The organism is Salinibacterium sp. NYA9b, from assembly GCF_976973725.1.
In genome coordinates this window covers 2,499,406-2,526,003 of the sequence record NZ_OZ333476.1, presented here as the reverse complement: position 1 = coordinate 2,526,003, position 26,598 = coordinate 2,499,406, and the positions used below count along the sequence as shown (strand labels likewise).

19 protein-coding genes are annotated in these 26,598 nt (G+C 59.1%); 15 read left to right on the top strand and 4 right to left on the bottom strand.

All coding sequences use genetic code 11. The features are described from left to right. Window positions 1–200: 200 nt before the first annotated feature. A complete protein-coding gene (locus ACWFSR_RS12170; RefSeq protein ID WP_197155555.1) occupies window positions 201–1,067 on the bottom strand; it encodes a spermidine synthase in 867 nt (288 codons plus the stop codon). A gap of 79 nt (window positions 1,068–1,146) precedes the next feature. Here ACWFSR_RS12170 and speB point away from each other — a divergent pair, with 79 nt between their 5' ends. The 3 genes from speB to ACWFSR_RS12155 all read left to right on the top strand — a co-directional run bounded on the left by speB (window position 1,147) and on the right by ACWFSR_RS12155 (window position 9,822). After that, window positions 1,147–2,160, top strand: coding sequence for an agmatinase (gene speB / locus ACWFSR_RS12165; RefSeq protein ID WP_197109469.1), 1,014 nt, complete (start codon window positions 1,147–1,149; stop codon window positions 2,158–2,160). A gap of 211 nt (window positions 2,161–2,371) precedes the next feature. Next, on the top strand, window positions 2,372–5,896 hold the full coding sequence (rpoB, locus tag ACWFSR_RS12160; RefSeq protein WP_197106487.1) for a DNA-directed RNA polymerase subunit beta: 3,525 nt from the start codon (window positions 2,372–2,374) through the stop codon (window positions 5,894–5,896). A gap of 44 nt (window positions 5,897–5,940) precedes the next feature. Then, a complete protein-coding gene (locus ACWFSR_RS12155) occupies window positions 5,941–9,822 on the top strand; it encodes a DNA-directed RNA polymerase subunit beta' (RefSeq protein ID WP_197106486.1) in 3,882 nt (1,293 codons plus the stop codon). An 87-nt stretch (window positions 9,823–9,909) separates the two neighbouring features. Here the strand turns inward: ACWFSR_RS12155 and ACWFSR_RS12150 are convergent, their stop codons facing one another. Genes ACWFSR_RS12150 through ACWFSR_RS12140 form a run of 3 tightly spaced genes read right to left on the bottom strand, consistent with a single transcriptional unit; the run spans window position 9,910 to window position 12,736 of the window. After that, a complete protein-coding gene (locus tag ACWFSR_RS12150) occupies window positions 9,910–10,908 on the bottom strand; it encodes a hypothetical protein (RefSeq protein ID WP_447522462.1) in 999 nt (332 codons plus the stop codon). Next, complete coding sequence (locus ACWFSR_RS12145) at window positions 10,905–12,104, bottom strand: sensor histidine kinase (RefSeq protein WP_447522461.1); 1,200 nt, start codon at window positions 12,102–12,104, stop codon at window positions 10,905–10,907. The genes ACWFSR_RS12150 and ACWFSR_RS12145 overlap by 4 nt, the downstream gene beginning before the upstream one ends. 14 nt (window positions 12,105–12,118) lie before the next feature. Further along, window positions 12,119–12,736 (bottom strand): LuxR C-terminal-related transcriptional regulator, encoded by a 618-nt coding sequence (locus tag ACWFSR_RS12140; protein WP_307783793.1) that lies wholly within the window; start codon window positions 12,734–12,736, stop codon window positions 12,119–12,121. A 225-nt stretch (window positions 12,737–12,961) separates the two neighbouring features. On the opposite strand from ACWFSR_RS12140, the gene ACWFSR_RS12135 reads away from it, so the two are divergent. From ACWFSR_RS12135 to ACWFSR_RS12080, 12 genes are all read left to right on the top strand, one after another. Then, window positions 12,962–13,408 carry a hypothetical protein gene (locus tag ACWFSR_RS12135; protein ID WP_197109472.1) on the top strand — a complete coding sequence of 149 codons (447 nt, stop codon included), beginning with the start codon at window positions 12,962–12,964 and terminating at the stop codon, window positions 13,406–13,408. A 92-nt stretch (window positions 13,409–13,500) separates the two neighbouring features. Next, window positions 13,501–15,174, top strand: a complete 1,674-nt coding sequence (locus tag ACWFSR_RS12130) for a GspE/PulE family protein (protein WP_197106481.1) — start codon at window positions 13,501–13,503, stop codon at window positions 15,172–15,174. 21 nt (window positions 15,175–15,195) lie between these two features. Further along, window positions 15,196–17,208: a PilT/PilU family type 4a pilus ATPase gene (locus ACWFSR_RS12125; RefSeq protein ID WP_447522460.1), complete on the top strand. Its 2,013-nt coding sequence runs from the start codon at window positions 15,196–15,198 to the stop codon at window positions 17,206–17,208. Continuing rightward, window positions 17,208–18,449: a type II secretion system F family protein gene (locus ACWFSR_RS12120; RefSeq protein ID WP_447522459.1), complete on the top strand. Its 1,242-nt coding sequence runs from the start codon at window positions 17,208–17,210 to the stop codon at window positions 18,447–18,449. The genes ACWFSR_RS12125 and ACWFSR_RS12120 overlap by 1 nt, the downstream gene beginning before the upstream one ends. A 367-nt stretch (window positions 18,450–18,816) precedes the next feature. After that, on the top strand, window positions 18,817–19,245 hold the full coding sequence (locus tag ACWFSR_RS12115; RefSeq protein ID WP_447522458.1) for a prepilin-type N-terminal cleavage/methylation domain-containing protein: 429 nt from the start codon (window positions 18,817–18,819) through the stop codon (window positions 19,243–19,245). A 139-nt stretch (window positions 19,246–19,384) separates the two neighbouring features. Beyond that, the gene (locus tag ACWFSR_RS12110) at window positions 19,385–20,764 is read left to right on the top strand and encodes a type IV pilus modification PilV family protein (protein WP_447522457.1); all 1,380 of its coding nucleotides are present in this window, start codon (window positions 19,385–19,387) and stop codon (window positions 20,762–20,764) included. Then, the gene (locus ACWFSR_RS12105) at window positions 20,764–21,471 is read left to right on the top strand and encodes a pilus assembly FimT family protein (RefSeq protein WP_447522456.1); all 708 of its coding nucleotides are present in this window, start codon (window positions 20,764–20,766) and stop codon (window positions 21,469–21,471) included. Before ACWFSR_RS12110 ends, ACWFSR_RS12105 begins: the two co-directional genes overlap by 1 nt. Further along, window positions 21,468–23,219, top strand: coding sequence for a hypothetical protein (locus tag ACWFSR_RS12100; RefSeq protein WP_447522455.1), 1,752 nt, complete (start codon window positions 21,468–21,470; stop codon window positions 23,217–23,219). Before ACWFSR_RS12105 ends, ACWFSR_RS12100 begins: the two co-directional genes overlap by 4 nt. Next, window positions 23,216–24,019: a prepilin peptidase gene (locus tag ACWFSR_RS12095; protein WP_447522454.1), complete on the top strand. Its 804-nt coding sequence runs from the start codon at window positions 23,216–23,218 to the stop codon at window positions 24,017–24,019. The genes ACWFSR_RS12100 and ACWFSR_RS12095 overlap by 4 nt, the downstream gene beginning before the upstream one ends. 19 nt (window positions 24,020–24,038) lie before the next feature. Next, complete coding sequence (pilM, locus tag ACWFSR_RS12090; RefSeq protein ID WP_447522453.1) at window positions 24,039–25,079, top strand: type IV pilus assembly protein PilM; 1,041 nt, start codon at window positions 24,039–24,041, stop codon at window positions 25,077–25,079. Beyond that, window positions 25,076–25,873 (top strand): fimbrial assembly protein, encoded by a 798-nt coding sequence (locus ACWFSR_RS12085; RefSeq protein ID WP_447522452.1) that lies wholly within the window; start codon window positions 25,076–25,078, stop codon window positions 25,871–25,873. The genes pilM and ACWFSR_RS12085 overlap by 4 nt, the downstream gene beginning before the upstream one ends. Further along, window positions 25,870–26,574 (top strand): hypothetical protein, encoded by a 705-nt coding sequence (locus ACWFSR_RS12080; protein WP_447522451.1) that lies wholly within the window; start codon window positions 25,870–25,872, stop codon window positions 26,572–26,574. The genes ACWFSR_RS12085 and ACWFSR_RS12080 overlap by 4 nt, the downstream gene beginning before the upstream one ends. Window positions 26,575–26,598: the final 24 nt, after the last annotated feature.

Genomic DNA, 26,598 nt, shown 5'->3' with positions numbered 1-26,598 from the left:
AACCTACATGTCCGCACTATGGAGGACAGGCCCCAGTAATGGGGGGCAACCCTTGTCCGCACCATGGGGGACTAGACGATCCTGTTTGGGGGACGAAATACCCCGATTTTGCACGGATGTTCGTCAAAACCCGCGGAAAGGGTACAAGCGTTGTACCCCGAAAGTATCGAAACAATCGGGGTACAAGGGGACAGATCTGTCTATCCTCTACCCGGTTTGACCTGAAAAATACTTTTCGCGGGAGGGGGAGATTTCACCGCAGTGGCGTCTGTGACCACCGGGGAGCTGCCAATAAAGTCCAAAAGTTCGACCCCGGCGATCACTTTCGAGGGGTGCGGGCCGCTCGCAAGCAGGCGCGGCATCCAATGCAGGGGGAGTGCGGATGGCGACCCCACGAGCACAATATTGCCGAAGCGGCGTCCTTTGAGGATTTGGGTCTCGGCCAGCGCCGCGACGTGACCGACCGTGTGCTTGAGCGTGGCGGCCTGGCTGCGAGCAAAAGCGAGCCCTGGGCCATCGGCAACATTGACGACGACGATGCCGTCGGGCGCGAGCAGCGTCATTGCTTCGGTATAGAACTCGATGCTCGTGACGTGCGCTGGCGTGCGGGCTCCGCTGAAGACGTCGACGACAAGAAGATCAACAGCGCCGCGCATCCCGGCCGGAAACTTCCCGAGCACTTCACGCGCATCGCCGTGACGAACGCGGATGGATGCCCGCTTCGACCACGGGAGTTCCTTGCGAACAAAGTCCACGAGATCCGATTCCAGCTCCACGACCTGTTGGCGTGAGCCTGGGCGCGTGGCCTCGACATAGCGGGGAAGGGTGAGGGCTCCGCCGCCGAGGTGGACGGCGGTGATCGGGGCACCCGGTTCGGAGAGCTGATCGATGACGTGTCCCATGCGCTGCACATATTCGAAGAACAGTTCGCTCGGGTCATCCATGTTGACGTGGGATTGCGGGGTGCCATCAACGGTGAGGGTGTACGCGCCGTCTATCCACTTGTCTGGTGCAATTTCTGCATAGTGGCCGCTTAGTTTCAGGGTGGTGCTGGGGTGCTCGGCCATGGCATTGACTTTGCCACACTCCGGTTCGACATGCAGCCACGATCGAGAGCGCTGAGGGTGGTGCGCGGTACGGTGAACCATGGCTGATGTGAACCGCGAACTTCCTCCCCACCTGCAAGCGCAATTGAACGCGCAGTCTTATGTGGGGCCGGCCACCTTTGGCATGCGGCCCATGTTGAGTGAGCCAGAGCAGTTGGATTCGTGGCAGCCCGATGTCGCTGTGGTTGGCGCACCCTGGGATGACAGCACCACGAACCGCCCCGGTGCCCGCTTCGGGCCTCGTGCTCTGCGCGCCAGCGCCTACGACCCCGGCACCTATCACCTCGATCTTGGCGTCGAGATCTTCGACCACCTCAACGTTGTTGACTACGGGGATGCCATCACGAGTCACGGAATGTGGGAGCTATCGAGGGCGGCCATTTTCGATCGCGTCTCTGAAGTTGCCAGTCGTGGCATCATCCCGTTCATCATTGGCGGAGATCACTCCATCACGTGGCCGGCAGCCACGGCGGTTGCCGAGCATCATGGTTTTGGCAATGTGGTCATGATTCATTTCGATGCGCACGCCGATACAGCGAACATCCTCGAGGGCAACCTCGCCAGCCACGGAACCCCGATGCGTCGTCTCATTGAATCGGGCGCCATCCCCGGTCCCAACTTCTTGCAGGTCGGGCTGCGCGGCTACTGGCCAGGTGAAGAAGATCAGAAGTGGATGCGCGACAACGGCCTCAAGCACTTCATGATGCAAGAGTTTTGGGAGCGCGGCGTCAAGGAGATGATTCCTGAGATTATTGCGGCGGCGAAGGCTCGAGCATCCAAGGTCTATATCTCGATTGACATCGATGTGCTCGATCCCGGCTTCGCGCCGGCAACAGGAACGCCCGAGCCCGGTGGCTTCGCGCCCATTGATTTGCTGCGCATCATCCGCCAGATTGTGCTCGAAACGGATGTCGTTGGTTTCGATGTCATGGAGGTCGCGCCGGCCTATGACCACGCGGACATCACCGTCAATAACGCTCATCGGCTCATCTGGGAAGCCTTCGGGGCGATGGCCGCGAAGAAGCGTGCGGCGGGACTCACAGCAAACCCCTAGTCGAATTTGCGATTTAGGTCAAGAATCGAGTGGACACGGCGCGGCATCGAGGCTTATAGTAGATCCTTGCGCTCCCAGACAAATTAAGCGGTCATATTGCGGACAGCTGGGTGCCCCGAGTATAGCGGCGGGGTGTTTCTGGTGAGCATTTCATTACCGACCGTCAATTATCTTGACAGACGAACCCGACGGGGTTCACGGAGGTTGTTCCTTGGCTGCTGCGCGCGATGCGTCCACCAATAAGTCCCCGAAAAACGGCCGCTCAGCTTCGCGGCTTTCTTTCGCAAAAATCACTGACACGCTCACGGTTCCCGATCTGCTCGCCTTGCAGACCGAGAGCTTTGATTGGCTCGTCGGAAACGACATCTGGAAGAACCGTGTAACTGACGGTGTTGCCGCCGGTCGTACCGATCTGCCGACTCGTAGTGGTCTCGATGAGATCTTTGAAGAGATTTCACCGATTGAAGACCTCGGCGAGACGATGCAACTGTCGTTCACTGATCCTGAGCTTGAAGAACCCAAGTACTCGATTGACGAGTGCAAGGAGCGCGGCAAGACTTTCGCTGCGCCTCTCTACGTAAACGCTGAGTTCATGAATCACCTCACCGGTGAAATCAAGACTCAGACCGTTTTCATGGGCGACTTCCCCCTCATGACCGCTCGCGGTACCTTCATCATCAACGGAACCGAGCGCGTAGTTGTTTCGCAGCTCGTCCGTTCGCCTGGTGTGTACTTCGACCGCCAGCCAGAGAAGCTGTCCGATAAGGACATCTACTCGGCTCGCATCATCCCGAGCCGTGGTGCTTGGCTTGAGTTCGAGATCGACAAGCGCGACCAGGTCGGCGTTCGCATCGACCGCAAGCGCAAGCAGTCGGTCACGGTCTTCCTGAAGGCCCTCGGCCTGTCCAGCGAAGAGATCCTCGAGGAGTTCAAGGGCTTCCCGTCGATCGAAGCCACCTTGGAGAAGGACAACATCCTTACCAAGGAAGAGGCCCTCAAGGACATCTACCGCAAGCTTCGCCCCGGCGAGCAGGTTGCTGCTGAAGCCGCACGTGCGCTTCTTGACAACTTCTACTTCAACTCCAAGCGCTATGACCTCGCGAAGGTTGGTCGTTACAAGATCAATCGCAAGCTCGGTCTCGACACTGACATTAAAGAGTCGGTGCTCACCGTTGAAGACATCATCGCGACCATCAAGTACATGGTTTCGCTTCACGACACTTCGGCACCCAACGTTTCGGTAAGCGACAGCGGTGTAGCCAGTGTTAAGGGCGTCCGCGATGGCAAGAAGGTTGCCGTTCGTCTCGACATTGACGACATCGACCACTTCGGCAACCGTCGTATCCGTGCTGTTGGTGAGCTCATCCAGAACCAGGTTCGTACCGGCCTCAGCCGTATGGAGCGTGTAGTTCGTGAGCGCATGACCACACAGGACATCGAAGCGATCACCCCGCAGACCCTGATCAACGTGCGCCCCGTCGTCGCCGCGATCAAGGAGTTCTTCGGAACGTCGCAGCTCTCGCAGTTCATGGACCAGAACAACCCGCTCGCGGGACTGACCCACAAGCGTCGCCTTTCGGCGCTGGGCCCAGGTGGTTTGAGCCGTGAGCGCGCTGGTGTTGAAGTTCGAGACGTTCACCCCTCTCACTACGGCCGTATGTGCCCGATTGAGACTCCTGAAGGCCCCAACATTGGTCTGATTGGTTCGCTCGCATCGTTCGCACGTATTAACGCCTTCGGTTTCATCGAGACCCCGTACCGTCGCCTCATTGACGGCGTTGTTTCGACGACCATCGACTACCTGACTGCAAGCGACGAAGACGACTACATCGTCGCGCAGGCAAACGCACCGCTCACGAAGGACATGAAGTTCGCTGAGCCTCGCGTGCTTGCACGTAAGAAGGGTGGCGAGGTTGACCTCGTTCCCGTTGAAGACATTGCCTACATGGATGTCTCGCCGCGCCAGATGGTGTCGGTAGCGACCTCGATCATCCCCTTCCTCGAGCACGACGATGCAAACCGCGCACTCATGGGTGCCAACATGCAGCGTCAGGCTGTCCCGCTGCTGCGCAGCGAGAGCCCGCTTGTCGGAACCGGTATGGAAGCCTTCGCCGCAATTGACTCTGGTGACGTTGTCACCACGCTCAAGGCTGGTGTTGTCTCTGAGGTTTCAGCAGACGTCGTTGTTGTTCAGCTCGATGAGGGCGGAACGCAGGAGTACTTCCTGCGCAAGTTCGACCGCTCTAACCAGGGCACGAGCTACAACCACCGTGTCATCGTTAGCGCTGGAGAGCGCGTCGAAGTTGGTCAGGTCATCGCTGATGGTCCTGCAACCGAGAACGGCGAGCTCGCCCTCGGAAAGAACCTCCTCGTGGCATTCATGCCGTGGGAGGGTCACAACTTCGAGGACGCGATCATCCTGAGCCAGAACCTGGTCAAGGATGACGTACTGTCGTCGATCCACATCGAAGAATACGAAGTGGATGCTCGCGACACCAAGCTCGGTAAGGAAGAGATCACGCGCGATCTGCCGAACGTCAGCCCAGAACTTTTGGCTGACCTCGACGAGCGTGGAATCATCCGTATCGGTGCTGAGGTTCGTCCAGGCGACATCCTCGTCGGCAAGGTCACGCCTAAGGGTGAGACTGAGCTTTCGGCTGAAGAGCGCTTGCTCCGTGCCATCTTCAACGAGAAGAGCCGCGAAGTTCGCGACACCTCGCTGAAGGTTCCCCACGGTGAGCAGGGCACAATCATTGCTGTCAAGGAATTCTCCGCAGACAACGATGACGAGCTCGGCTCGGGTGTCAACCAGCGTGTTGTTGTGTACATCGCCCAGAAGCGCAAGATCACCGAAGGTGACAAGCTCGCTGGTCGTCACGGCAACAAGGGTGTTATCTCCAAGATTCTGCCTGTCGAAGACATGCCGTTCTTGGCCGATGGAACCCCGGTCGACATCATCCTGAACCCGCTCGGTATCCCCGGTCGAATGAACTTCGGTCAGGTACTCGAAACTCACCTCGGTTGGGTTGCGAAGCAGGGTTGGGAAGTTGAAGGCAAGCCGGAGTGGGCGAAGAACCTTCCTGAGGAAGCGTTCAGCGCTGCACCAGGAACCAAGGTTGCTACCCCTGTATTCGACGGTGCGTACGAAGAGGAAATCGCGGGTCTTCTTGACTCCACGACTCCTACTCGTGACGGCGTTCGTCTCATCGACCACACGGGTAAGACCCCGCTGTTCGATGGTCGTTCGGGTGAGCCGTTCCCGGCTCCCGTTTCAGTCGGTTACATGTACATCCTCAAGCTGCACCACCTCGTTGACGACAAGATCCACGCTCGTTCAACCGGTCCGTACTCCATGATTACTCAGCAGCCACTCGGTGGTAAGGCTCAGTTCGGTGGACAGCGCTTCGGTGAGATGGAAGTGTGGGCACTCGAGGCCTATGGTGCCGCATACGCTCTGCAGGAGCTTCTGACGATCAAGTCGGATGACATCCTCGGTCGCGTCAAGGTATACGAAGCCATCGTTAAGGGCGAGAACATTCAGGAGCCCGGTATCCCCGAGAGCTTCAAGGTTCTTATCAAGGAAATGCAGTCGCTGTGCCTCAACGTCGAAGTTCTTTCGGCCGACGGTTCAACGGTCAACCTGCGCGACACGGACGATGAAGCGTTCCGTGCCGCTGAAGAGTTGGGCATCAACATTTCCGCGCGGTTCGAGTCCTCGTCTGTTGACGAGATTTAACTCGACCGACCACGACTGCAGAACTTTCGAAGAGAGAAGATAAATTGCTCGACGTTCACGCGTTTGATGAAATCAAAATCGGTCTCGCTACCGCCGACGACATTCGTCGCTGGTCGCACGGTGAAGTAAAAAAGCCAGAGACCATTAACTACCGCACACTCAAGCCGGAGAAAGATGGTCTGTTCGGCGAACAGATCTTCGGACCTTCGCGCGACTGGGAGTGCTCCTGTGGCAAGTACAAGCGTGTCCGCTTTAAGGGCATCGTTTGTGAGCGCTGTGGTGTTGAAGTAACCAAGTCGGCTGTGCGCCGTGAGCGCATGGGCCACATCGAGCTTGCTGCTCCGGTTACCCACATCTGGTACTTCAAGGGTGTTCCGAGCCGTCTCGGTTACCTGCTTGACATGGCACCGAAGGACCTCGAAAAGGTCATCTACTTCGCTGCATACATGATCATTTCGGTTGACGAAGAAGGCCGTCACGCTGACCTGCCTGCGCTTGAGAACGAGATCCGTCTCGAAATCAAGACGCTTGAGGGACAGCGCGATTCCCGCATCGCTGACCGCTTGACCAAGTTCGAGGAAGACCTCGCCGCTCTTGAAGAAGAGGGTGCGAAGGCCGACCAGAAGCGTCGTGTCAAGGATGCTGCTGAGAAAGAAATGTCTCAGCTGCGCAAGTCGATCGATGAGCAGATTGCTCAGCTTGAGCGCGTGTGGGAAGACTTCCGCACCCTCAAGATCGGTGACCTGAAGCCTGAAGACTCTGTCTTCCAGGAACTGCAGGACCGTTTCGGTAGCTACTTCGAAGCATTCATGGGTGCCGAGGCAATCAAGAAGCGCCTTCAGGCCTTCGACCTTGCTCTCGAGAGCGTTGAACTGCACGACCAGATCGCGAACGGTAAGGGTCAGAAGAAGATCCGCGCCATCAAGCGCCTGCGTGTAGTCAACTCGTTCCTTCAGACCGGCAACTCGCCGGCCGCGATGGTGCTCGACGTTGTTCCGGTTATTCCTCCGGAGCTGCGCCCGATGGTTCAGTTGGATGGTGGCCGCTTTGCGACCTCCGACCTCAACGACCTCTACCGTCGTGTGATCAACCGCAACAACCGTCTGCGTCGACTCCTTGACCTCGGTGCTCCCGAGATCATCGTCAACAACGAGAAGCGCATGCTTCAGGAAGCCGTTGACGCACTGTTCGACAACGGTCGTCGTGGTCGCCCCGTCACCGGTACTGGCAACCGTGCCCTCAAGTCCCTGAGCGACATGCTCAAGGGTAAGCAGGGTCGTTTCCGCCAGAACCTGCTCGGAAAGCGCGTTGACTACTCCGGTCGTTCGGTGATCATCGTTGGACCGCAGCTCAAACTGCACCAGTGTGGTCTCCCGAAGCAGATGGCTCTCGAGCTGTTCAAGCCGTTCGTTATCAAGCGCCTGATCGACCTGAGCCACGCTCAGAACATCAAGAGCGCCAAGCGCATGGTTGAGCGTGCACGTCCGCAGGTTTGGGACGTACTCGAAGAGATCATTCGTGAGCGCCCCGTGCTGCTGAACCGTGCACCAACACTGCACCGTTTGGGCATCCAGGCATTCGAACCTCAGCTCGTTGAGGGTAAGGCTATTCAGCTTCACCCCCTCGTCTGTGCTGCGTTCAACGCTGACTTCGACGGTGACCAGATGGCTGTTCACCTTCCGTTGTCGGTTGAAGCACAAGCTGAAGCTCGCATCCTGATGCTCGCAAGCAACAACATCCTCAAGCCGTCTGACGGTCGCCCAGTGACTCTGCCCACCCAGGACATGATCATTGGTCTGCACCACCTGACCACGCTCAAGGAAGACGTTGCTGGCGAAGGCCGTGCGTTCTCGTCGGTTGCTGAAGCGATCTTCGCGTTCGATCAGCACTCGCTTGACCTCAACGCCAAGGTGCGTCTGCGTCTCGACAACGTGTACCTCTCTGAAGAAGATGCCCCTGAGGGCTTCGTTCAGGGTCAGTCCAAGCTCATGGAGACGACCCTCGGTCGTGCCCTCTTCAACGAGGCGCTTCCGAAGGACTACCCGTACATTGAGGCACTCGCTGACAAGGGCCAGATTTCGGCTATCGTCAACGACCTCGCTGAGCGGTACGTGAAGGTGGATGTTGCATCAGCTCTTGACGCGATCAAGGATGCTGGATTCCACTGGGCTACTCGCTCCGGTGTAACCGTTGCGCTGTCTGACATCGTGACCCCGCCGAACAAGCCGGAGATCATTGGCCGCTACGAGAAGATCGCAGCCAAGGTTCAGGGCCAGTACGAGAAGGGACTCACGACCGACGCCGAGCGTCGTCAGGAGCTCATCGAGATCTGGAACAAGGCAACCGCAGAAGTAGCGACTGCCATGCAGTCCAACTTCCGCACCGACAACAACATCAACCGCATGGTGTCGTCTGGTGCTCGTGGTAACTGGATGCAGGTTCGTCAGATCGCCGGTATGCGTGGTCTGGTATCGAACCCGAAGGGTGAGATCATCCCTCGCCCGATCGTCCACTCCTACAAGGAGGGCCTGACTGTAGCCGAGTACTTCATCTCGACTCACGGTGCTCGTAAGGGACTGGCTGACACCGCACTGCGTACTGCAGACTCGGGATACCTCACGCGTCGACTCGTCGACGTGTCGCAGGATGTCATCATTCGTGAAAACGACTGTGGCACCCGCAAGGGACTCGACATGCCTATCGCAGCGCAGAACGCTGATGGCAAGTGGATCCTCGACGACAACGTTGAGAACTCGGTCTACGCTCGCAGCCTTGCTGCGGAGGCCACCAACGACAAGGGCGATGTAGTCGCTGCTGCTGGTGCAGACGTCGGAGACGTTCTGCTCGAGAAGCTCGTTGCTGCTGGTGTTCACAGCATCAAGGTTCGTTCGGTGCTCACGTGTGAGTCCGCTGTTGGTGTGTGTGCAGTCTGCTACGGCCGCTCGCTCGCAACGGGACTCCTCGTTGACATCGGTGAGGCTGTCGGAATTATCGCCGCACAGTCGATCGGTGAGCCCGGTACTCAGCTGACCATGCGTACCTTCCACACCGGTGGTGTTGCTTCGGCAGATGACATTACGCAGGGTCTTCCCCGCGTTACGGAACTCTTCGAAGCTCGTACCCCTAAGGGTGCAAGCCCCATCGCAGAAGCCGCTGGTCGCGTCACGATCGAAGACACCGACCGCAGTCGCAAGCTGATCCTCACGCCAGACAATGGTGACGAGCCCATCGCTTACCCGATCCTGCGTCGCGCAACCCTCCTCATCGAGGATGGCGAGCACGTAGAACTCGGCAAGCAGCTGCACGTCGGAAACGTTGACCCGAAGGAAGTTCTTCGTGTTCGCGGTGTCCGTGCCGTTCAGCAGCACCTCGTCGATGGTGTCCAGGGCGTTTACCGCTCGCAGGGTGTACCGATTCACGATAAGCACATTGAGGTCATCGTTCGTCAGATGCTCCGCAAGGTGACTGTTGTTGACCACGGTGACACTGGACTCCTCCCGGGTGAGCTGGTCGATCGTTCGAAGTACAACGAGCTCAACCGCGGTGTTCTCACCGAGGGCAAGGCAACGGCATCCGCGCGTCAGGAGATCTTGGGTATCACCAAGGCTTCGCTGGCAACCGAGTCGTGGCTGTCGGCTGCGTCGTTCCAGGAGACCACCCGCGTTCTTACGCAGGCGGCTATGGAAGGCAAGTCCGACCCGCTCATGGGACTCAAGGAGAACGTCATCATCGGTAAGCTCATCCCGGCTGGTACGGGATTGCCGCGCTACCGCGATGTATCGGTCGAGGCAACGGAAGAGGCGAAAGCTGAACGTTACCCCAACCGCATCTTCGCTGATGATGCAAGCCTCACCGAGAGCGACTTGAGCTTCGTCGACTTCGACAGCTTCAGCTCGAATGATTCCACGCCGGGAACCTACAACTAAGTAGTCTCGGCATCACCTCCGGGTGATACCACGAAGGGCCCTCGTCATTGCGACGGGGGCCCTTTGTCGTGCGACTGAAGTTCGCCGCTAGAGCGACGGAATCTCGATGCGGGAGTACTCGTCGTCATCCGCCACGAGCGTGGCCAGCAGCGGCCGGCCAGCGGGAAGCAAACGAATCGTCACCGCTCCGGTGCTGGCGGAGTCCAGGATTCGCACCGCCGCCTCCGTGATGAGGGGCAGTGTTCCAGGGGGGAGAGGATGCGGGTAGCGGTCATCGAGCAAGACCACTGAAATTCCGCGCCGACGAGTGCGTTGCACTGCGGCCACAATCTCGGGCAGGTCGAGTTGACGTGCGCGCAGGCTATCTCGCAAGCGAGCCTCAGCGATGAGGAGTTCGTCGCGTTCCGCCGTTGTCAACTCAACTCCATCCGCTATGCGTTGCAGCTGGGGCCCCACGGCAGAGTCGAGGGCAACAAGCCGGCGGGAACGTTCTGCTGTGCGAGCGAGTGCCGCAGCTTCCGCGGCGGCGCGGGCCGTCTCAGCCCCATGGATGCCGTCCAAGCGTTGGCTGGTGCGGCGCATGCCGAGCGAGAACAGAGAGCCGACCAGCACAAAGGGTGCTTGGCGGGCAACGAGCACAATTGCTTCGAGGAGCCGGTCGTCGGTCGTGAAGCCCCACAGGATGACGGTAGCGCCGATCGCGGCGAATCCGATCCAGGCGAGAAGGTCACGACGGCGCAAACTGAGGTAGAACATCGCGATGGCTCCGGCGCCGACGTACCACTGCGAGAAGCCGCCCGTGATGGCGTTGTCGGAGGAGATGGCAGAGGCGGCAACGCTGGCGACGATGACGTACACGCTCACGCCGACCCCTACCCGCGGTTGAGTGTCTCGGGTGAGAACGAGCCAGATGGTGGCGAAGAGCGCGATGGTTATATAGACGGGCACAGGGGAGCGCACGTCGTCCAGTGAGAGCAACGCGAGTGCTGACATCGTGACGAAGTAAATCCAGATCAAGGCGTGGGCGCCGCGGCCCGTAATCTGCGGCAGCTCAAGACGTCGGGATTGAGTAGCGTCTTGCCTCATTCGATCCACCCCACCGTTACGCAGGTACCTTCGCCTGGTTCGGACTGCACGGTCGCGTACGCACCGGGCAGCGCCTTCACGCGGCCGAGGATGCTCACCACGATGCCGAGGCGGTTGGCGGGAACCCTGTGCGGCTCAAAGCCGCGGCCATCGTCGGTTACCGTGATTTCGACGCGGTCAGAGTCGAGGCGCAAGAGCACGCCCCGATTGACGGGCTCGACGGCCGCTGCCGCATGAACCACGCTATTGCGCAAGGCTTCGACGGTGGCTTCGATGAGCGCACTCGCGATCGACGACGGGAGCGGCGCTCGACGGGTGCCCTCGACGACGAGAGCGGCGGCATCCGTGATCTCGCTGATCGACGATGTCAGCCCTTGAATCAGGTAGTCGACATGGATGAGTTCGGGAACGCTCGCCGTGGCGTGCTTGAGCTCACTCAGTCGAGCGATGGTGCGGGCAGCCTGATCCCGGGTGGAGGTGGAATCACTGCGGCCGGCACCCGCCGCCGCAAAGATGGTGGCGATTACTTCGTCGTGAACGAGGGCATCAAGGTGCGCCTGTTCTTCGCCGCGGGCGGTGAGGGCTGCTGCTCGCATGGTTGAGGTGCGGGCGGCGGCTGTGGCGACATCCACTTCCCGTCCTGCCGTCATAGCGACGGTGGCTACCGCGGTGAAAGCGGCGCACACCGTGATGGTGAAGAACGCATATTGGATAGCGAGAGAGACGTCAGCGCCGCCGTCAGCAAGAATGCGGATGGGGGTTATCGCAAATGAGTTGCCGAGCAAAAACGCCCACGCTGCGGCAGGGCGCCAGGCAATAGCGGCGGGGACGGTGCCGAGGGCGGTGAGGCCGACGGTCCACGGGGCCATCTCGGCGGGCATGGGAGCGTTGATGAAAGCGGGAACCCAGCTGAGCACTGCCACGGTGAAGATCACGGCATATGCTCCGTGGAGAATGCGAAGCTGGTGCAGCGAGCTCCACGGGGCCACTGCCACCATCACCATCGGCGTTCCGAAGACTGCGATGCCGGCCACGAGTTGCCAATACGGGTAGGCATACTCCGCTTGATCGAAGAATGAACTGATGGTGAGCGCCAAGAAGAAGAGGGTTGCCGCCGCCAGCACGGTGGTCATGCTGCGCACGACCCCGAGTTCTGCACCGTCTGCCGTGGGCGACAGGCGGGTGAAAGTACTCACGCTGCGGCGGACTCTCATGAGCTCGGTGGAGGCAGGATGCCGTCTTCGACCGCGCGCTTATAGAGGTCTACTTTGGTGTGGGCGGGGCGCCCAGCCATCGCGTACTTATGACGGATGCGGCGCACGTACTCTGCCACGGTGCTGGTGGAAAGCCCGGCACGGTGCGCGACCGCTACCGACTTATCTCCCGACGCATAGTGGGCGAGCACTTCTTGCTCTTTCGGGCTCAGGCCGGCAGCCGGCAGTTCCGGATCGGAGTCGAGTGCGGCGGCCCAGTCGGTCGTCACGACGGGGTTGCCGAGCGCGGCTTCACGCACAGCATCCACAATGATGTCTCGCGATTCAGACTTGCGCACAATGCCAAGCACGCCAGCCCGGGATGCCGCCCGCACTTCAGAGGCGTTGTCTGCTGCTGTGAAGACCAGGACGTTGAGACCACGCTCGCGCAGCCACGCCACGTTCTGTTCGACGGAGCTGCCGTCAGAGAGGCGCACGTCGAGCACGACAAGGTCGAGGAGATCAATAACCGACTCGAGCTCGACCACGCTCGACGCGGAGGCAAGGAGCGTGATGTCGGGGCAGTGACCGAGAAGAGACGCGAAGCCGAGTTGTACTGTTTCGTGGTCGTCCACGTGTGCCACTCGGTAGGTGCGTGGCGGTTGATCCTGCGTTGTCAAAGGTGCCCCGTTCGGATCAGGGTAAGAAAGTGGTTGGCAAGGAATTGCAGTTACCCCACACAAATCTACCGGAACTTTCAGTCTGTCCCCCAAACGGGTGTCATTGATAATGACGACTGTCAGAAGTGGGCACCCAGTGACACGATCAGTCTGTAGGACTACCAAGGGGGCAGAAGGCTCGTGAATCGTCACGCCGTAAACGATCTGATCGACTGCTCGCTTCACCGTTGGTACCGCATGGTGTCGGAGTGGCGCAGCCCGGCTCCCGGAAGCGAAGCAGGATGCGTGGCTTGCCGCGAATCTGAATTTGCCACGGTGGACCGTCGCGGCCACTGGCCGCACGACCTCATCCACTCGTTCGTGGAAACTCTCGAACTTGTGACCTTTCAGCTGGCAGTCTCGATCCACGAAGAGCGTCACTGCCCCGGTACGGATGCGCGTTCGACGAAGCCGTGCTCGACCTGCCTGGCTGCGGCCCGGTCTACGGTGCAGGCCTGCGCTCACCGCCATGCGCAAGACATCTCTGACGTAATGACGGAATGTGCGCTGCCGCGATTGGCTGTTTACGTCGAAAAAAACATCAATTTGGCACTTAATGCTGCGACTCGCGGTGAATGGGCTTCCTGAAACGTCCTGACTACCCCTCACAAGTGGGGCTAGTGGTGCAGATGTGAGTCGATTAGCGTTGGACTCCGCTAGGACCTTGGGGGGAGGCACGCGTGACAACACTTGCTGAAGTATTGATTCTTCGCGGAATGATGCCGATTGAGAGCATTGATTCTGTAGGAACTTCGCACTCTGATGAGGAAGCCCTCGTCAGAAATCTACTCGACAGCGGAACAATTTCGCCGGCACAACTCGCGTCCGCGCGTGCTGCGCAGGCTGGAGTGCCGTTCGTTGAGCTCGTTGACTTTGCGGTCGATCACCAGGCTGTTGCGCTTGCACCGGCCTCGATTTGCCGCCGCCACGAGGTTTTGCCCATCGCGTTCAGCGAGGGATACCTCGTGCTCGCCATGGTCGATCCCGGCAACATCTTTGCCCTCGATGACATTCGTGCAGCTACCGGTCGCCAAGTGCGCACCGTCGTTGCTGAGCGCAGCGACCTCCAAGCAGCCCTCGACCGGTTCCACCGCGCTGATGGCGAACTCTCTAGCCTCTCCAGTGAACTTGAGCAAGAAGCGACCTCCACGGATGTCGCGCTCGCCTCGAACAACAATGAGCCGACTGAAGACGACGCCCCTATTGTTCGCTTCGTGAACCTGCTGATTAGCCAGGGCATCCAAGACAAGGCGTCGGATATTCACATCGAGCCCGGTGAGCATGACCTCGGCGTCCGCTACCGTATTGACGGCGTTCTGCACGAAATGCAGCGAGCTCCGCGTCAGATTCAGAACGGTGTTATCTCGCGCCTCAAGATCATGGCTGAGATGGACATCGCCGAGCGTCGCAAGCCTCAGGATGGTCGTATCTCGGTCATCCATGGTCAGAAGAAGATCGACCTTCGTGTCGCGACCCTGCCGACCGTGTACGGCGAAAAAGTCGTTATGCGTATTCTCGACAACTCGAACACGACGCTCGACCTCAGCCAGTTGTACCTGCTCGAGCACAACGCCAAGATTTACAAAGAGGCGTACACGAAGCCGTACGGCATGATCCTCGTTACCGGTCCTACGGGTTCCGGTAAGTCGACGACGCTGTACACCACCCTTAATGCCGTTGCTCGCCCGGAGATCAACGTCATCACGGTTGAAGACCCGGTGGAGTACCGCATGGCGGGCATCAACCAGGTGCAGGTCAACCCGAAGGCGGGGCTCACGTTCGCGAGTGCGCTGCGCTCGATTCTGCGTTCTGACCCGGATGTTGTTCTCATCGGTGAGATCCGAGACCAAGAGACGGCGCAGATTGCGATCGAAGCCGCTCTCACCGGCCACCTCGTGTTGAGCACCCTGCACACCAACGGCGCACCTGCCGCTATCACCCGATTGATCGAGATGGACATTGAGCCATTCTTGGTCGGTTCGGCCATCGACTGTGTCGTCGCTCAGCGACTTGCGCGACGCCTCTGCGATCGATGCAAGCAGCCTGCGGCTCACAACCCGCAGGATCTCGTGAACTTGAAGGTCGGCTTCAACCCAGAAGGTCCGATGCCGACCCTGTATGCACCTGTCGGGTGCACCGTGTGTTCCAAGACGGGATACCGCGGTCGAATTGCACTGCACGAAGTGATGGCAGTGTCCGAAGAGATCGAACGTCTTGCTGTTGCTCGTTCGTCGAGCGCGGAAATTAGCCGCGTCGCGATCGAGCAGGGGATGCGCACTCTGCGCATGGACGGTTGGGCGAAGGCTCAGCTGGGCTTGACGTCCATCGAAGAGATTTTGCGCGTCGTCGCATAAGACGAAGTACCTGGGGGAATTATGGCTAAGCGGATTTACGACATCCCGTCGCAATCGGTAGACGAAAGTTTGTTCACACCGAAGGGGCAGAGCGCACCGTCGGCTCAGAGTGTCCCTGCGGATGCTCCACCGCCCACACCAGGAACCAGTGTTCCCGGTGTTGGCAGCCCGCAGGCTTCAGCGGCATCGGCGTTCCCCGAGTGGGCGCAAACGGGTGCTGCACCGTCGGCTTCGGCCGCAACGGTGCCAGCATCGCCGCTCCCGACGATTCCACCGCCGTCTGGCTCGATCAAGAGCACCGACACATCTGCCGCTTCGGCGCCTCCCGCACCTCCTGCCCCGCCTGCACCTGCAGCGCAGGCTCCGGCTGAGCCCGCCGCTACGCCGTCAGCGGATGCCGCTGCCGAGGGTGGGCGTCGCGCACGCCGCATGGCTACCGAACCGGTCACTTCGATCGACTCGCTCGACGAACTGTTCCGCCAGGCTGCCGCCGGCGCGATGTCTCAGACCTCGGCGGCGACCTCAGCCGCTGGTGCTTCGATGCCGGTGCCGGAGGCTGCACCTGTTGCCGAGGCTCCGCCCGCAGCACCCGTTCCGTCGCCGACAGCTGCCGAGGTTCCGTACTTCACGGAGGACTCCTCCGGCGCCGGCGATAGCCCGACCGAAGTTCTGAACGAGGTCCCGTTGGATCCACCCACGATGGCATTCCCGCCACCGTCGGCTGCTGCCCAGGGAGGCCTTCTGGATCTCCCGGATGCCGCGCCTGAGGTTGATGAGGCGCTGAACTTCCCGCCGCCCGGAGTGGACGAGGGGCTCTTGAGCTTCACGAGTGGTTTCGGCGCTGCCGAGCCAACGCCTTCGCGTGAGTCACAGCTTCTCTCGGTTCCTGAGATCGTTGAAGAGGCTCGCGAAGCGCGCCCCGACATGGAACTCACGGCACGTGAGGGGTCGAGCCCTGAGCTGCTCGACGCGCTCAAAGAAGTTGTGTACACCGGCGCTTCTGACCTTCACATTTCCTCGGGTGCTGTTCCCATGATCCGTGTGGATGGTGGGCTTCAGCCGCTGAAGGGAATCGGCGAGTGGGATAAGGATCGCACTCGCGAGGCCCTGTTCAGCATCCTGGACGCAAAGCAAGAAGAACAGTTCCTCGAAGTGCTTGAGCTCGACTTTGCTTTCGAACTGTCTGAAGCTGCTCGTTTCCGCGTGAACTTCTACATGGATCGTGGAAACCTTGGCGCTGCTTTCCGAATCATTCCTACCGAGATCAAGCAGCTCAAGGATCTCGGTATCCAAGAATCCGTTGGCCAGTTCGCTGGCCTGCCGCGTGGACTCGTTCTCGTAACGGGCCCGACCGGTTCGGGAAAGTCGACGACGCTCGCCGCGTTGATCGACCTCGTCAACCGCACGCGTGCTGACCACATCGTTACGGTCGAAGACCCGATCGAGTTCTTGCACGGAAACCAGAAGTCACTCGTCAACCAGCGTGAAGTTGGCCGCGATACTCATTCCTTTACGGCAGCGCTCAAGCACGTTCTTCGTCAAGACCCCGACGTCATCTTGATTGGTGAGCTTCGAGACCTTGAGACGATCTCGATTGCGCTCACCGCAGCAGAGACCGGTCACCTTGTGTTCGCAACGCTGCACACGCAGGACGCTGCTCAAACCGTTGACCGCATCATTGACGTCTTCCCGCCGCACCAGCAGGGCCAGGTTCGTACGCAGCTTGCGGCCGTGCTCCAAGGCATCGTCTGTCAGACTCTCGTGCGGAAAGCCAGCGGCAAGGGCCGAGTTGCGGCCACTGAGGTGCTCACGATGACTCCGGCTATCGGAAACCTCATTCGTGAGGGCAAGATCTATCAGATCCCGTCGGCGATGCAGGCGGGTCGTAGTGGCGGAATGCACACGATGGACCAGCACCTTGCCGGTCTGGCTAAGTCGGGCGCTATCACCGAAGAAGCCGCACTTGCAAAGTCGCATGACCCTGAGGGCATGCATCGATTGATGAGCGATAGCTCGACGAGAGTACCCAACTAATGGCTGCACCTTCTTCCACCACCAAGTCGTATGAATACAAGGCCCGTGACCACTCGGGCAAGGTCGTCAAAGGCCGGATCGACGCCTCGAGCGAGAACGCCGTGCTCACCCGCTTACGCTCGATGGAGATCAGCCCGATCTCGGTCACAGAAGCAGGCGCCGGCACTGGACTGAACAAGGAGATCAATATCTCCTTCTTCCAGAAGGGTGTTGGTCTTGATGATCTCGCGGTGATGAGCCGACAGATGTCGACGATGATCTCCTCGGGTCTCTCTCTGATCCGCGCGCTCGTCATTTTGTCGGAGCAAACCGAGAACCCGACCCTGGCTAAAGCCTTGGCTGAGATTCGCCAGGATGTCGAAACCGGTGGCACACTCTCGGACGCGTTCGCGAAGCACGGCACTGTCTTCCCGCCGATCATGATCCACCTCGTTCGCGCCGGTGAAACCGGCGGGTTCCTCGACAACGCACTTGAGTCGATCGCTAACAACTTCGAGGGCGAGGTTAAACTTCGCGGAACTATTAAGTCGGCGCTGACCTACCCCGTCGTGGTGCTCATCATGGCGATTGCCGCTGTCGTCGGCATGCTGCTCTTCATCGTTCCGGTCTTCGAGCAGATGTTTGCGGACCTCGGCGGTGAACTCCCGCTGCTCACCCAGATGCTGGTGTGGATGTCGGATGCTATGACGATCGTCGCTCCGATCTTGCTCGTCGGAGGGATAGCCTTCAGCGTCTGGTGGGGGAAGAACAAACACACCGAACGAGTGCGTAAATTCCTTGATCCTTGGAAGTTGCGGATGCCGGTCTTCGGCCCACTGTTCCGCAAGGTTTCCATCTCACGTTTTACCCGCAACTTCGGCACCATGCTCGGCGCCGGCGTGCCTATTCTGCAGGCACTTTCGATCGTGGGAGAGACCTCGGGCAACTATGTGATCGAGGAAGCTCTGCGCCGGGTCGCGGATGCTGTTCGCTCGGGTCAGTCGGTTTCGGCCCCTCTCGCAAAGGAGTCGGTGTTCCCGTCAATGGTGACCCAGATGGTCGCCGTGGGTGAGGACTCCGGTTCGATGGAGGTCATGCTGTCGAAGATCGCTGACTTCTATGACGATGAGGTTCAGAAGACTACGGAACAGCTCACAGCGCTCATTGAGCCCCTCATGATTGGCGTGATCGGTGCGATCGTCGGCGTCATGGTTATCGCCCTGTACATGCCTATCTTCGCGATTTTCGATCAGATCAAGTAGTACCTAGTCAATAGGCACCTAGCAGCCCCAGGCGGGGGTATCGCGACCCGAGTCGCGGTGCCCCCGTTTGGCCTTTAACAAGTGGGGAAATCGAGCTGCGTGAGATGAACTATCCGCCTCGGTTTACGTAACTGAGCTGCCGGCTCAACCGTGCTCGTGAGGGTCTCTGTACTCCTGAAAAAGGCACAAAATGCGCTGCGACGCGCTTATGACCCCTCAGACTGGGGGCGTGATTCGGGCAGTTCACCCCCGTTTGTGGGATTCTCAGGTAGCCCACATGTTGAGAGTATTTTTTGTGGGGGGCTGAGAAGCTAATTTTTTCTGGGGGCCCCTGTCCAAGATCCGAACCACAGACAGGAAATCCAAAATGATTGCACGTTTGAATGACGCACTGCGCAGCAAGCGCTCCGACCTCGAGAACGACCAGAAGGGCTTCACCCTTGTTGAGCTCCTCGTTGTTGTTCTGATCATCGGTATCCTTGCCGCGATCGCTATCCCCTTCTTCCTCAACCAGCGCCAGGGCGCTTGGGAATCACAGGTCAAGTCGGATATCGCCAACTCCGTTATCGCAGCAGAAACCTTCGCCGTGAGCAACAACGGTTCGTTCACCGGTCTCGACGAGACCGAGCTCGAGGCGAACGGCTACCAGCAGACTCCGAGCGTTGTAATCGACTCGGTCACGCCGACCGCTACCTCCTACGTTCTTGTCTTCTCGCACCTCGATTACGTCGACGAGACCTGGACCTACAACAGCGAGAACGGCACCACCGTATTCTCCGGTGACCCGACTCCGTAACCCTTAGTTAGAGCGTGAACGGGGCGTCGCCAAGCGGCGGCGCCCCGTTTTCACACCCGGAGAGTGATCGCTCTCCCGAGAGAATTTGTCTCTCGTGCACTGCCCACAAACCCTTAACACCCGCACGAAAGGGCTCATCATGTACAAGGTTCTACAGCGTCTTCGTAGCTCTGACGCAGGAATGAGCCTTCTTGAGGTTGTCGTGGCGATGATGATCTTCGCGATTGTCTCGCTCGGAGTTCTTCAAGCACTGTCTACGGTGCTCGCCATTACCCGCGACAATCGAGCTCGCGTAGTCGCCGCGAACCTCGCTGCACAAGAGGTCGACCTGGCCAGAGATGCCGGCGACGTCTTCACGCTCTCCAACGATACTTACACCAAGACGCTCAATGGCGACGTCTTCACAGTGACTCGTTCCACTGCTTGGGTTCCATCAAGCAACGTCGACGCGACCTGCGGTTCGGGCGGCGGCACCCTCCAGTACAAGCGCGTTAACGTTGAGGTCTCATGGCCCAACATGCGTGCAGGCACTGAGGCTGTTCAGTTTGACACGCTGCTCGCTCCGAATGACCGCATCAACGACCCCGACCTCGGAACTATTCTGGTGTCGGTTATCGGCGGATCTGGAGAAGGCTCGTCTGGCGTAAGCGTAAGCGCAAGCCCGGCATCGCCTTCTGAAGGCGCACAGAGCCTGACAACGTCTCCTGCCCCGACAGACGATGAAGGATGCACGTTCATCCTGAAAGTGGCGCCAGGCAACTACGACGTGAGCGTCTCCCGTTCCGGCTATATTTCGGACGATGGCCAGTCGAGCTCGCCGAGTCAACTCACTCAGGTCGTAGCAGGTACAGCAAGTTCGGTGTCGTTCAACTATGACGAGGAAGCGACTTTCGATGTGGACTACATCGCGGCGACTGCTCCCGCAGACGTCGAGATTTCGCGCGATATGGATACCTCCTTCGTGAGCACGTACGGAGTCCATTCTGAGTCAAGTAGCTCGTCGAGCCTCTCGCGCAGCGTAGATCTTTTCCCTTGGCGCTCAGGTTATGTCGGGCTTGCCGGCACATACATCGCCAAGCCTGAAGACCCTGACAGCACCGCAGATTATTGCGCTTCGCCTAATCCTGCTTTGTGGCCAGAAGAAGTGGTTGCCGGCGTCACTTATCGCTCTCCCGCTCCCGCGCCCGTCGCGGCAAATCCAGGCGACAGTGTCGACATGGTTGTGCCGATGGGCCTCGTTGATGTGAGGTCGATCGCTGGCTCCCGCATCCGGGCCACGTCGACAGCTCCAGTCGTTGGAAGCAGCGATCCTGGTTGCACAGAGTCGGTCAGGCTGAATTTTGACAGGCTGAACTCGAGCACGCAATACGTCGCCCTGCCTTACGGAACTTGGGAGATCGAGCGTCGGGTCTCTGGATCCTGGGTTTCTCTTGGACTCGGCGATATCCTCAGCCCGATTGTGGGCGCCACGGATACCGTCGCCAGTGTCGTCACAGTAGACCCGCGGGTGGCATCCTAATGGGGCAACTGCGGGCAGTACTTTTCCGCAGAGTGTCGCGACTGCAGCGAGAAGAGGCGGGCGTTACTCTCGCCGAATTGATTGTGACAATCGCGCTCATGGGCATGCTCATGGCGATGGTGATGACGATTTTCATCACGTTTACACGAACGTTCGCAGTAGAGCGTTCCGCAACCGCTAACACTTCTGCGGCGACGATCGCGATGAATGAACTGACACGAGTTATCCGCTCCGGTACGGAAAACCCCGTGGCGTCTGTGACGTTGAACGAGCCTGTGTTCAGTGCCGCGAGCCCCGAGAACGTCGTGTTGCAGGCGTATCTCGACACCGACGCGCTCAATCCTGAGCCGGTCAAGGTCCAGTTTCAGATCACCGCTGACCGCACGTTGGTAGAAACTCGCTGGGACGCGCGCGTTCTGTCATCGGGATATTTTTCGTTCTACAACACCCCCGCTTCTGAGCGCACCGTCGTACGTCAAATCGCGCCCGGCAGCACGCCGGTTTTTCAGTTCTACACGAAAGAGAACGTTGAGCTGACGATACCGGCGAGTGGAACGCTTTCTGAATCGGACCGTCGACTGATTGCCGCAGTAAAGGTAACAATGACTGTTCAAACCGACCCCTCGGGCGAAGCAAAAACTGCGACTCTCGAAAACACCGTAGGTATCCCGAACCTAGGGTTCTCCAGGATTGGAATCGATCGATGATCCGTTTTCTTCGCGCCCGTATTGGCGGCGAACAGGGTGTAGCGCTCCCGATGGTGATCGGCATCACCGTCGTACTTGGCTTGCTTGTAACGACCGCCGTTGCTTATGCGACGGGTGGCTTTCGCCAAGCTGCTGCCACCCAGGAGTGGTCAGCGTCACTCGCGGCAGCCTATGCCGGTGTCGAGGATTACCAGAGCCGGTTGTCCGAAGATACGTCGTATGTGCAGTACGGAAATCCCGCCGCAGCGTTCTCTGCGGTCAGTGACGTTCGACTTCCCACAGGAACGAATGCAAACGCGGCGTTCAATGTCGCTGCGGGCGACCCGTGGGTGAGTATTCAGGGAAGTAACGACAACTCTTCCTTCCGGTATGAAGTCGACAACTCCGCGTACCAGAGCAGCGGAACAATTCGGGTTCGCTCCACCGGCAAGGTGGGCAGCGAAACCCGCACCATCGTGGCAGACCTACGCCAATCTGGATTTATCGACTTCTTGTACTTCACCGACTACGAAATCATGGACCCTACTTTTAGCAGCGCTAGTAATAGCTGCGTCAAGTACTGGTGGGATGGTCGAGACGGCATCTCTGGAAACTGTGGTGAAATCGCGTTCTCGGGAGGCGACACCATCGACGGTCCGGTGCACTCCAACGACACGATTCGAATTTGCAGCGCAAGCTTCCTCGGTGCCGTAACAACGAGCTACCGCCCCTCGAGTGGCAACAAGTACAACTCCCGCGACTCCAACGGCAACTACTGCAGCGGACAGTACTTCGAGGTTCCTGGTTCTCCGAGCTTCAGCCCGGTGATCGGCATGCCCGCGACTAACTCACAGCACTTGCGTGAAACCCGGTCCGATTTGACAACAGATGGCGTAGCTCGCCCAGGATGTCTCTACACGGGGCCAACTCAGATCACCCTGAACTCGAACGGCACCATCAACGTTCGCTCACCGTGGACTAAGAAAACTCAGATAACCGGATCGCCGGCAACTGGCGGTAGCACGCCTGCCGCCTGTGGCAGCATCACCGCCCTAAACAGCACCTCAGGAGCAACTTTCACGCTGCCGCCAAGCAACGTCATTTACATTCAGAATGTGCCAAGCGTGTCTAGCGATCCCAACTACTGGTCGAGCTCCAGCCGTCCGAGCGGTTTGAGTTGCGTTGGTGCCAACAACCGCACCGACTCGAACGGCAACGGCAATGGCATCGGCTACCCGATCAGCTCGGAAACAGCTCCGAGCGGAAGCTACGGATGCCGCAACGGCGACCTCTTCGTCAAGGGCACCCTCAGCGGCCAGACCACGCTGTCGGCGGAACATTACATCTATATCACCGGCGATATTAAGTACAACAATGCAGACGAAGACGTCTTGGGCCTTGTCGGAAACGACGCGGTCTGGGTCTGGAACCCGACTACCGGCGACAACCGCTACTACCACAGCACCTTGCTGAGCGGCACGAACCGTCGTATCGATGCGGCTATTCTCTCCGTCGGCCACACCTTCGCAGTGCAGAACCCGAGTATCGGAAGTGGCCGCGGAACACTCACGGTCAACGGTGCTATCGCGCAGAAGTTCCGTGGAATTGTGCGCAGCGGTAGTGGTGGATACGTCAAGAACTATGTTTACGATGGCCGCCTCAAGTACACGGCGCCGCCGAAGTTCCTTTCGCCCGTGACCACCACCTATGGTGTGAACGTGTGGATTGAGGTGGAGCCGGCCTACGAGGCATCGGGTGCCGCTCGATGACAGCAACTGCTCTACTCGTCATCTTCGCTGTGATTCTTGGACTTGCCGTTGGCTCCTTCTTGAATGTCGTGGTGTGGCGGCTGCCGCGTGGGGAAAACCTCACGTCACCGCCGAGCGCGTGCCCGAAGTGTGAACACCGCATCCGCTGGTACGACAACGTCCCGGTGCTCGGCTGGCTGATGCTCCGTGGTCGTTGCCGCGATTGCTCCGAACCCATCGCGGTTCGTTACCCCCTGGTCGAAGCAGCGACGGCAATCTCCTTTGGTCTTGTCGCGGCGGTAATCGGCGCCGAAACCAGTCTTATTTGGGCATTGCCGGCGTTCCTTTACTTGGCAGCCATTTCAATCGCGCTGACTCTCATCGACCTTGACACGCAGACGTTGCCCAATCGCATTGTGTTGCCGTCAATCATCGTCGGTATTGTGCTTCTAGCTGTCGCGAGTGCTGGCACCGGAGACTGGGGAGCGCTCATCGGAGCTCTTCTCGGCGGCGCTGCACTCTTCACTTTTTACTTCATCGTCGCCATCATCCAGCCTCGCGGGATGGGCATGGGGGACGTCAAACTAGCTGCCGTGCTTGGCCTCTACCTGGGGTGGCTCGGATGGGGGGTCGTAGCAGTGGGTGCCTTTGCGGCATTCTTGCTCGGGGGCATATTTGCAATCGCACTGCTCATTATTCGACGAGCAGGCCGACGCACAGCCATCCCATTTGGACCGTGGATGATCGCGGGCGCGTGGGTAGGCATTGCTTTCGGTTCACAACTGTGGAATGGATATATGGTGGCCGCCGGTCTCGTTTGACCGTGGCCCGGGGGGAACTATGGGAAAGAAATTAGTGGGGCTGGATATCGGCTCAACAGCAATCCGTGCTGTTGAAGTCGAAAACCCGCACCTTCAGAAGCCAACGGTGCTTCGCTTCGGCGAAGTGTCATTACCAGAGGGCGCCGTTCGCGCCGGTGAAGTTATCGACTCCGCCACCGTAACGGCATCCATCAAAAAGTTGTGGTCGGCGAACGGCTTCCGCACTCGCGACGTAGTGATCGGCTTTGGTAATTCCAAAGTTGTCGCGCGCGATGTCACGGTGCCACGTCTGCCGCTGAACCAAGTGCGCGAGTCGCTGCCCTTCCAGGTGCAGGATCTCTTGCCGGTTCCCGCATCGGATGCCCTCCTAGACTTTTATCCCGCTGCTGAGGCAGTGGGCGAGAACGGCCCGATGTTGCAGGGCATGCTGGTCGCCGCGATCAAGGCTCCCGTTCTTGTGAACGTGAATGCCGCATCCGCTGCGTCGGTCACTCCCGTCAATGTGGATCTCGCACCCTTCGCTCTTACGCGTTTGTTTTCCACACCGGAGCTTTCGACGATGACCACACTGTTGGTCGACATCGGAGCGTCGACGACCACGCTGGTCGCGTTGGAGGGGCACGTTCCTCACTTCATCCGTTTCTTGCCTAACGGTGGTGCGGACATCACTAAGGGCATCTCGCAGCGCCTGGACATCTCAACGCGAGACGCAGAAGCAATCAAACGCTCCGTGGGTGTAGTGGCCGCGCGGGCTACGGCTGAGCAGCGCCCCGCGCTTGAAGTCTCGTTCGAACTGGTCAATGAAACGCTCATGGCCATTCGTGCCACGATCGCTTACTTTCAGAACGCGCGTAACAACCGTGCAATCGATCGGATCGTCATGACCGGTGGTGGCTCACAGCTCCTCGGCCTCGTCGAAACGGTTTCTGAGTTCACGAAGACGCCAGCATCGTTGCCTGATCCGTTCACCATGACCGCGGTATCTCGTGGGCTCAAGGGAACCGGATCGCCGTTCGACATGGCAGTGGCACTGGGACTGGTTACGGGGGTCTCGGCATGAGCGACGACAAGAAGAAGGCGCCCAAAGCTCGCAAGGAACTGAAAGTTCCCACTGCGTACCCGCCTTACGTTAGCCTGCTGCCGCCAGAAGTCGGCCAGAAAAAAGCTGCAGCTCGTGCACGTGGTCGGGCGATTTTTGTTGCGATCATCGCTATTGGTGTCGTAATTCTTGCGTCTGTAGGCATGAACTTGTATGCGTTGCAGCGCTACCTTGCGCTCGAGAATGCGCGTGCGCTGACATCGAGTTTGATCGAACAACAGGGTCAATACAATGATGTTCGAGTTGCTGGACAGTTGGTGCAGTCAACGACGAGTGCTCGTATTTTTGCGCTGTCAACCGAAGTGTCAGTACAAGACACCATTGCGGCCTTAGGGAAGAAGCTGCCTACTGGCGCGGCGGTGCTGTCCTATAGCTTCGAGACGTCGACGCCGTTTCAGCCGTATGGTGAAGACACATCAGTCCTGGACCCCGACCGCCTGGCCCAGTTCGGCATGGAAATTAGCTTCGCCAATCTAGCCGACGCTGATAAGTGGGTCCGCTCCACTTCGAGTATCGCTGGCGTTCTTGACGCAACCTTGGTGAATGCCGAATCCGAGCTAGATGGTTCGTTCACTGCGGATGTGGTGGTTTTCCTCGACCTAGAATCACTCGTTCATCGCTTCGATGGTGTTGAAGATGAGGCCGAGACGGAAGAGCCGGAACCAGAAAGCACGCCGGCTCCGTCTGAATCGGCAGAGCCCACGTCGACTCCCGCGCCGACTGAAGAAGCAACCGATGAAGGGAGCGGATCATGAGCATGACACGCTTGTGGACACTAATTGGCGCCTTGGCTGTGATCGTTATCCTGTTTGCGGGATATGCGGTTGGGGTTGGGCCCGCGTACAACGCGGCTGCAGACTCGGATGCACAGCTTGCCGAGGTCGAAATTCAGAACCAAGTCAAGGCTGCGGAACTGGCGCGATTGAAGACACTGTCAGAGAATTCTGATGAGCTGTTCGCTGAGCTAGAGGACCTCCAGCGCGCAATCCCGTCAGGGCACGACACGTCGGTTTTTGCCGCCCAATTGGAAGCCTTGGCTGCGAAGGCGGGGGTCAAACTCGCGAAAATCAGCTACATCAATGCAGAAGAAGCGGTGGCGCCACCTTCGGATACAGCCACGGCCGAGCCAGCAGAGGGTGACGACGCCGCAGCAGAGGACTCCACCACAGTCGACACAGAATCGCCAGCGATTGCGCAAGAGGTTTCCTCAGTGCCTGGTCTTGTCTCGGTTGCGGTGACCATTGAGGTTGTAGGCGACTACGAATCTGTTCACCGGTTCTTGGGAAGTGCTCAAGAGGGTATTCGGGTCTTCACACTAGAGACAGTAACTATCGATGGATCGACGAGTGCGGCAGAATATGAGCTCAAGGTGAGCGGATACGTTTATGTGCTGCCGGGCACGTTTGTTTCAACTGTTGACGCCGACACTGGCGCTGACGGCACCACAGTTGGCTAGTCTTTCCGCACGATGAAGAAGAAC